The following is a 7,057-nucleotide window of genomic DNA, read 5'->3' on the forward strand; positions in this document are numbered from 1 at the left end:
CTATAATCTTTTAGAAGGCAAAGAATTAAACTTGTATAGATGTGTGATTAATTTTGTGCTTCTTACCAATTTACTTTAAAGATGTCACAAATAGTTTCAAACTTTAGATATGAAATAATTTCCTGAAATTACAGTATTGTCAAAGTTTTGAGCCGATAAAATATTAATTTTGACTTTTGACTTTTGACTTCCATGAAATAGTATTAGGTGGTAACTCCGACGAATTTCGTACTTGACTCCTAGAATTTTGTAGAACTTATATTGTTGAGAATGAAGAAAATTCTTACTTATATCATGTCCGGATAATTAGTGATAAAAAAAACTTTCTCCTTTTTATACTTTTTTTCTGCCTTCTTCCCTCCTGACTCCTGACTCCTTCCTTTTTATTTATAACCATTCAAACGGACATAATATTAGGTAGTAATAGCTAAAAACTGTAGATGGTATGACTTTAGATTGATATTTAATTCAAATGTTTTCACGAACTTACACCCCCCCAACTTGTACATTGAAAGTGAAAGTTAGAGGTTTAGCCTTGTTAACATGGTTTGGTATGCCAAGACAACAAAGGTTTAGCCTCAGCTTTGACGACCCCAGGGTATCTGAAGCAGAGCATATTAAAGTCAGAGGCGATCGCCGTGAACTGGATACTCTCCACGAAGTTGTTACTACTTATGTCCAAGAATTTCTCGATAACTCTCCCAATTTGCCTATAGAGATGGAAAATATGGGAGTAGAAAACGATAGCAATATACCATCAGAATATTCTGATACAAAAATTCAGGAAGATACCACTGAGGAAGATACCATTGAAACTGGTGATGCTAAAATTGTAAATCCTTATTCTCAACCTCCAATAAAGAATCAAAATATATATGTGCAACCACGGGATCTATTAACCCATGATTTATTTTTGGGATCTTTGGCAAATAAAGAATCAGGAAAATTTATTTCCCTGAGTATGCTACAATTATTTGACTTAGCGATCGCCCTAGATGAATCTCAAACAGATTTACAGACATTACCTCAGTTTCAGTCTAATAAGGAAGTTAAAGGTATTCCAGAATGGATGCGTACTGCCATACTCATTCTAATTACTGCTGGTTTAACCGCTGCTGGAATTAAACTCTATAACCGCTATGCAATAAGTCAGCAAAAGCAAAATGAAATTGCTACATCAGATTCGACAACCAATAATAATCAATCAATTCCTCCCCAGACATCTCCAACTCCCATCCCATTACCAACACCAACAGTACCTGCATCGCCATTACCGACGCCACCAACAAATTTACCAACAACAACAATAATCAAACCTTCTCCCATTCCCACACCATCTCCTTTATTTCCTAAACCAAGTCCTCCAGCACCACCTGCTCCCAATAACTTACCACCACCTGATTTTTCTGGCACTCCCCAAAATCAGGGAAATGCTACTACATTTGTTATTCCCCAAGCACCACCACTGACACCCCCGGCAATTCCTCCAGCAGCAATACCTAACTATGGAGTACCAGTACAACCTAGATTTCCTACACAACCGCCTCCGAGTCTGCAAACTCAACCTGCTCCAAATCAAGCTCCGTTACCAAATATTAATAGGAGAAGGGCACAACCTTATTTCGATGTGAGTCGTATTCCTGTAAATGTTCCGAGAGCAATTGATTTACCACCGTTGCAGGATGTAGATCCGGTTGCGGTGCGCGATATCCCAACTACTGTTGAACCTAGTAATGAAAGTAATCAAACAAAGAAGTCTAAATATACATTATTTGATCAAATTCCCCAAGTGGCAGAAGTGAGAGAATATTTCCAGAAAAGTTGGGAACCGCCGTCAGGATTAGATAAAGATTTACAATATAGTTTGTTATTAAATGGTGATGGTTCGGTGAAAAAGGTGACACCTATTAGTAGAGCATCGGTTGAGTTTTATGGTAATACAAATATGCCTCTAGAAGACCAAGCTTTTGTCTCTAATATTGAGGGTGGAAAGACTGCTAAAATTCGATTAGTTTTGAGTCGAGATGGTGAAGTAAAGACTTTTTTAGAGTCTTTGAATTAGTTTCTACTGGTGTGACACGTCTAAAATATTGGAATAGTAGGGACGGGTTCCAGTTTAATATAGAATCCGGATAATTGCTATAGCCAAGTCATTGCGACTGGAACGGAGTGGAAGGTTTGCGGAGCATTCCGGAACGGATAGCAATCTCAGAGGTTTCACGAGATTGCTTCCTATCGTCGATAGGGACGATTTTTCAACCGGATTCTATATAAATTAACGAGTTTAACCATCAGAGCAAATAAACCCACCCCAAAATCTAAGGCAGAAAATTAGCTGTGTCAGTCTACTACTGGTGTGATATACCTAAAATGTTGTAATAGTAGGGGCGGGTTCCAGTTTAAATTAACGAGATTTAACCATCAGATAAAATAAACCCGCCCCAAAATCTAGCGAGGTACAAAATTTTATTAAGTAAGCATCTTGCTTGTTACAGGCTGGAAGCCTGAACTGCAAGTAATTTTGGTAACACAAGCATCTTGCTTGTTAGAGGCTTCCAGCCTACAAGTAATTTTGGTAACACAAGCATCTTGCTTGTTAGAGGCTTCCAGCCTACAAGTAATTTTGGTAACACAAGCATCTTGCTTGTTACAGGCTGGAAGCCTGAACTGCAAAGATAGAGATTAATCCTCAAAAGTGCTGTAATATTCAGATACTTCGCTCAACAATTGAATTCCGACAGACTACTACTGGCACATCTACAGACATCTATCCTAAAATAGAGAAGTAATTTTATAATAAAATATTATGACTGTAAATGTCAAAGCCTTCTATCGAGCAACAGATCCTGGCGTTCCTCTGTTTATAGACAATGCAGAAATTGACAAAAAATACTACATTGACTTTTCCCCAGTCCGTGGCGGACAAGTTATCAAGAAATTAAAAAAAACTATTCTCTGGTCTACAGACAGACCTACTTGCCAATTGTTTACAGGACATATTGGTTGTGGCAAGTCTACCGAACTCTGGCGACTCAAGCAACAGTTAGAAGCAGAAAAATTTCACGTTGTCTACGTCGAGTCTGACAAAAATCTAGAAATGGGAGATGTAGATATCAGCGATATTCTTCTAACTATTGCGCAACAGGTGAGTGAAAGTTTGCAAAAGTGGGAAAAGCTTAACTTAAACGAACCTACAAAACTCAAAGGTATAGTTGAGGGAGCTATCAAAGTATTGCAGACAGAAATAGAAATATCCCCTCAAGTTGAACTTTCTTTTGGAATTGCCAAAATANAAAAATCTAGAAATGGGAGATGTAGATATCAGCGATATTCTTCTAACTATTGCGCAACAGGTGAGTGAAAGTTTGCAAAAGTGGGAAAAGCTTAACTTAAACGAACCTACAAAACTCAAAGGTATAGTTGAGGGAGCTATCAAAGTATTGCAGACAGAAATAGAAATATCCCCTCAAGTTGAACTTTCTTTTGGAATTGCCAAAATAACTGCCCAAGCAAAAGCTAGTCCTGAAGTTCGCAGTAAACTTAGAAACTTTCTCGAATCACGCACGGGTAATATCATTGAAACTATTAATCAAGAATTAATCGAACCTGCCAACAAAAAGCTGCAGCAGTATGGCAAAGAAGGATTAGTTGTCATTGTTGATAACCTGGATAAAGTCAATAGTGTGGCCAAAGATTGGGGGAGACCTCAACCAGAATATCTCTTTGTTGACAGGGGCGAACAACTGATGGGTCTCAACTGCCACCTAATTTATACTATTCCTCTAGCATTGAGATTTTCTAATGACTATGAAACATTAACCCAACGGTTTAAGAAAGAACTCCATGTATTGCCAATGGTGGCAACACATTTACGGGATGGTAGTGACTCTACTCAAGGAATGGAATTAGTTAGAGAGTTAGTGCTGGCAAGAGCATTTCCCGAATTAGACTCCCAGGAACGCTTGGCAAAAGTTACGGAAATATTTGACAGTCAAGAAACCCTAGATTATTTATGTCGTATCAGTGGAGGTCATGTTAGGAATGTACTGCGAATAGTTAATGAAGCTATTATGGAAGAAGGGGAGTTTCCCATCTCCGGTGCTAGTGTTGCCAGCGTAATTAAAACTTTTCGTAATCAGCGACTTTTAGCTATAGATGACAAAGAGTGGGAGTTATTGCGCCGAGTTGTGCAAACACAAAAAGTAACAGGAGATGATGGATACCAAACTTTAATTCGGAGTATGTTTGTTTATGAGTATCAAGACGATGGAGGTTCTTGGTTTGATGTTAATCCTTTGTTAAAAGATGCACCGGAGTTGCAGAGTTTGGAGTAGTAGGGGCGGGTTTGCCCGTTAAATTAACGAGCTTTCACCTAAAGTTAGATAAACCCGCCCCCCAATTGATGTAACGCACAATTTTAATAGTTTTGTGGAATGGGCATCTTGCCCGTTCCTGATATTTTCGGACAGGCAGGAACAGGCAGGATGCCTGTCCCACCAAGAGATTGCTTCATTCCACTCCGTTCCATTCGCAATGACATTTCAAATAGTTGTCGTTGCATAAATGCAGGATGATTGTAATAGTTTTGTGGAATGGGCATCTTGCCCGTTCCTGATATTTTCAGACAGGCAGGAACAGGCAGGATGCCTGTCCCACCAAGAGATTGCTGCATTCCACTCCGTTCCATTCGCAATGACATTTCAAATAGTTATATCAAAAATTTATGTCTACCAACTTAGAAGTTAACAATCAAAAATTATTACAGAAATTACTTCGAGGCATGGAATTGTCTCAAGGCAAATTTCGGTTATTTTTAGCTCGCTGCAATAATCTTAGTCAGCGTCAACGCCTAATTCAACAACTCCAGTCATCTTTTTCTGGAAATTTAGCAGAGTTGCAGTTAGATGAGTCAGTAAGAGAACTTTATGCTACTATTGGCCAACAATTAGGAGAGCAACAGCCAGATGCTTTTATGGTTTGGGGTTTGGAGTCGGTAGCAGATATTGATAAACTGCTAGTGTCCATGAGTTTAGTCTTAGACGAGTTTAGAAAAAACTTTCATTTCCCAATACTTTTATGGATAGATCAAGAGGTTTCCCGAAAGTTCATTCGGTTAATTCCTGATTTTGAAAATAGGACAAGTCTAACTGTATTTGAAACTCCCACTNGCCAGATGCTTTTATGGTTTGGGGTTTGGAGTCGGTAGCAGATATTGATAAACTGCTAGTGTCCATGAGTTTAGTCTTAGACGAGTTTAGAAAAAACTTTCATTTCCCAATACTTTTATGGATAGATCAAGAGGTTTCCCGAAAGTTCATTCGGTTAATTCCTGATTTTGAAAATAGGACAAGTCTAACTGTATTTGAAACTCCCACTCAAGAATTAATTGATTTTATTCAGCAGACGAGTGAGAGTGTTTATCAGAAAGTTTTAGAAAGTGGCGCAGGAATATTTTTGCATAATGCTGACCTGGGTTTAGCAGAATCTACTTATCAAGAATTGTTAGATTCAAGGCAAGAATTGGCAAGTAGAGGAATCAGTTTAGAGCCAGAATTAGAGGCGGGTTTAGAATTTGTTTTAGGTAGAGCAGCAGATAATTATGAGGAAATAGCCTTAGACCATTATCAACGGAGTCTCGAACTTTGGCAAAAACTTAATAACCCCTTGCGAGTCGCTCATACTAATTATTATTTTGGTTTATGGTGGCGTTTTTATGCGGTTAAACATAGAGCAGAAAAAAATATGGCTTGTGAGAAAGCTTGCTCTTATTTTCAAAAGTTAATAGAAGGGTTTGAGGCAATTAACCGTCCAGACTTAGTTGCTAAGTTTATCAATGCTTGGGGAGAAGTTTTGCAGACTTTGGAGCGTTGGGATGAGTTGGAGGCTGTTGCGAATAAGGCAATAGAATTACATAAAACCTATTCATATCCATTTAGACTAGCTCGTGCCTACAATTTTTTAGCCGAAGTTGAACTAGCCAAAAGTAACTATAAACAAGCCAAAAAACTTTCTCAAACTGCTCTAGAAATTTTCAATAAAACCTTAAATGCTCTATCTCCTCAGACCTCAGAAAAAGACAAAATAATTTTTGATTGGGAAAAGTATTCTCGTCTAGGGAGATATTTATTTTCTTTGGCAAAAGCCGAAAAAGGTTTAGGCAAAATTCAATCAGCAATAGACAATTTTGAACAAGCTAAAAATACAACCAACCCTAAATATAACCCTGAATTTTACATTGATATTCTCACAAAATTACGAAATATTTATTACCAACAAACAGAATATCTTAAAGCTTTTCAATTCAAGCAAGAACAACAAAAAATAGAACAACTATTTCGATTTCAAGCATTCATTGGTGCGAATCGCTTGGGAGATAGACACCAGAATATCAACCCTGCTTTACCTAAGCTTAATCACCGAAATATCACTCAAGAAATTGCTGCATTAGGACGACAATATGATGTAAAAAAATTGCTAGAAAGAATTAGTCGCCCTGAATATAAACTCATAGTTATTCATGGGCAATCAGGAGTTGGTAAAAGTTCTATTTTACAGGCTGGATTAATTCCTGTTTTAGAGCAAAAATTAATTGATAATCGTGATGCGGTGGTGGTTTTGCAGCGAGTTTATGTGCATTGGATTTCCGAATTGGGGCAACGTTTAGCTGAACAATTGCAAATAACTCAAAATTTAGCAGTTAATTCAGAGAGTCTAAGCTCGGCTGAGGCAATTTTTTCTCAGTTAGAAAATAATGATAAATTCAATCTACTGACAATTATTATCTTTGACCAATTTGAGGAATTTTTCTTTGAAAATAGCGAACAAAGGGATAAACTAGAATTTGCTCAGTTTCTCCAAAAATGTTTAAATATTGATTATGTGAAAATTGTTTTATCTCTGCGGTCAGATTATATTCATTATTTATTAGAGTTTAATCGCTTGGGAAATTTGGAGTTTTCGGAGCTGTTTTAGAGAATGCCAACTTGGAAAATGCTAATTTGGAAAATGCTCAGTTGGATGGTGTTAACCTCAAGGGAGCGACATTAAAACAAGCTAA

5 protein-coding genes and 1 pseudogene are annotated in these 7,057 nt (G+C 37.5%); 5 read left to right on the forward strand and 1 reads right to left on the reverse strand.

Going from position 1 to position 7,057, the window contains the following annotated elements; all coding sequences use genetic code 11:
- Nucleotides 1-472: 472 nt before the first annotated feature.
- Both AFK68_RS17520 and AFK68_RS17525 read left to right on the forward strand, forming a co-directional pair.
- Nucleotides 473-2,062, forward strand: a complete 1,590-nt coding sequence (locus tag AFK68_RS17520) for a DUF4335 domain-containing protein (protein ID WP_094673885.1) — start codon at nucleotides 473-475, stop codon at nucleotides 2,060-2,062.
- A 744-nt stretch (nucleotides 2,063-2,806) separates the two neighbouring features.
- A partial coding sequence (locus AFK68_RS17525) for an ATP-binding protein (protein WP_143437991.1) occupies nucleotides 2,807-3,292 on the forward strand: 486 nt, incomplete at its 3' end.
- Nucleotides 3,293-4,417: 1,125 nt separating this feature from the next.
- Here the strand turns inward: AFK68_RS17525 and AFK68_RS17535 are convergent.
- Entirely contained in the window at nucleotides 4,418-4,672 is a 255-nt protein-coding gene (locus AFK68_RS17535; protein WP_143437990.1) for a hypothetical protein, read from the reverse strand.
- A 51-nt stretch (nucleotides 4,673-4,723) separates the two neighbouring features.
- Between AFK68_RS17535 and AFK68_RS17540 the strand changes: the two genes are divergently transcribed.
- The 3 genes and pseudogenes from AFK68_RS17540 to AFK68_RS45590 form a co-directional block, all read left to right on the forward strand.
- Nucleotides 4,724-5,167: hypothetical protein (locus tag AFK68_RS17540; protein WP_210407470.1), on the forward strand; the 444-nt coding region annotated here is incomplete at its 3' end.
- Nucleotides 5,168-5,742: 575 nt separating this feature from the next.
- Entirely contained in the window at nucleotides 5,743-6,972 is a 1,230-nt protein-coding gene (locus AFK68_RS17545; protein ID WP_246844252.1) for a tetratricopeptide repeat protein, read from the forward strand.
- Nucleotides 6,972-7,057 (forward strand): annotated as a pseudogene (locus tag AFK68_RS45590) (pentapeptide repeat-containing protein); the annotation flags it as partial. The gene AFK68_RS17545 and the pseudogene AFK68_RS45590, both read left to right, overlap by 1 nt.

Origin of the sequence: Hydrocoleum sp. CS-953, assembly GCF_002260545.1 — a bacterium.
Taxonomy (GTDB): Bacteria; Cyanobacteriota; Cyanobacteriia; order Cyanobacteriales; family Microcoleaceae; genus Trichodesmium.

Excerpts from the sequence above, each read along its gene's own strand:
- AFK68_RS17520 (WP_094673885.1), top strand. The coding sequence starts at position 473 with ATGTTTTCACGAACTTACACCCCCCCAACTTGTACATTGAAAGTGAAA.
- AFK68_RS17535 (WP_143437990.1), bottom strand. The coding sequence starts at position 4,672 with ATGCAGCAATCTCTTGGTGGGACAGGCATCCTGCCTGTTCCTGCCTGT.
- AFK68_RS17545 (WP_246844252.1), top strand. The coding sequence starts at position 5,743 with ATGGCTTGTGAGAAAGCTTGCTCTTATTTTCAAAAGTTAATAGAAGGG.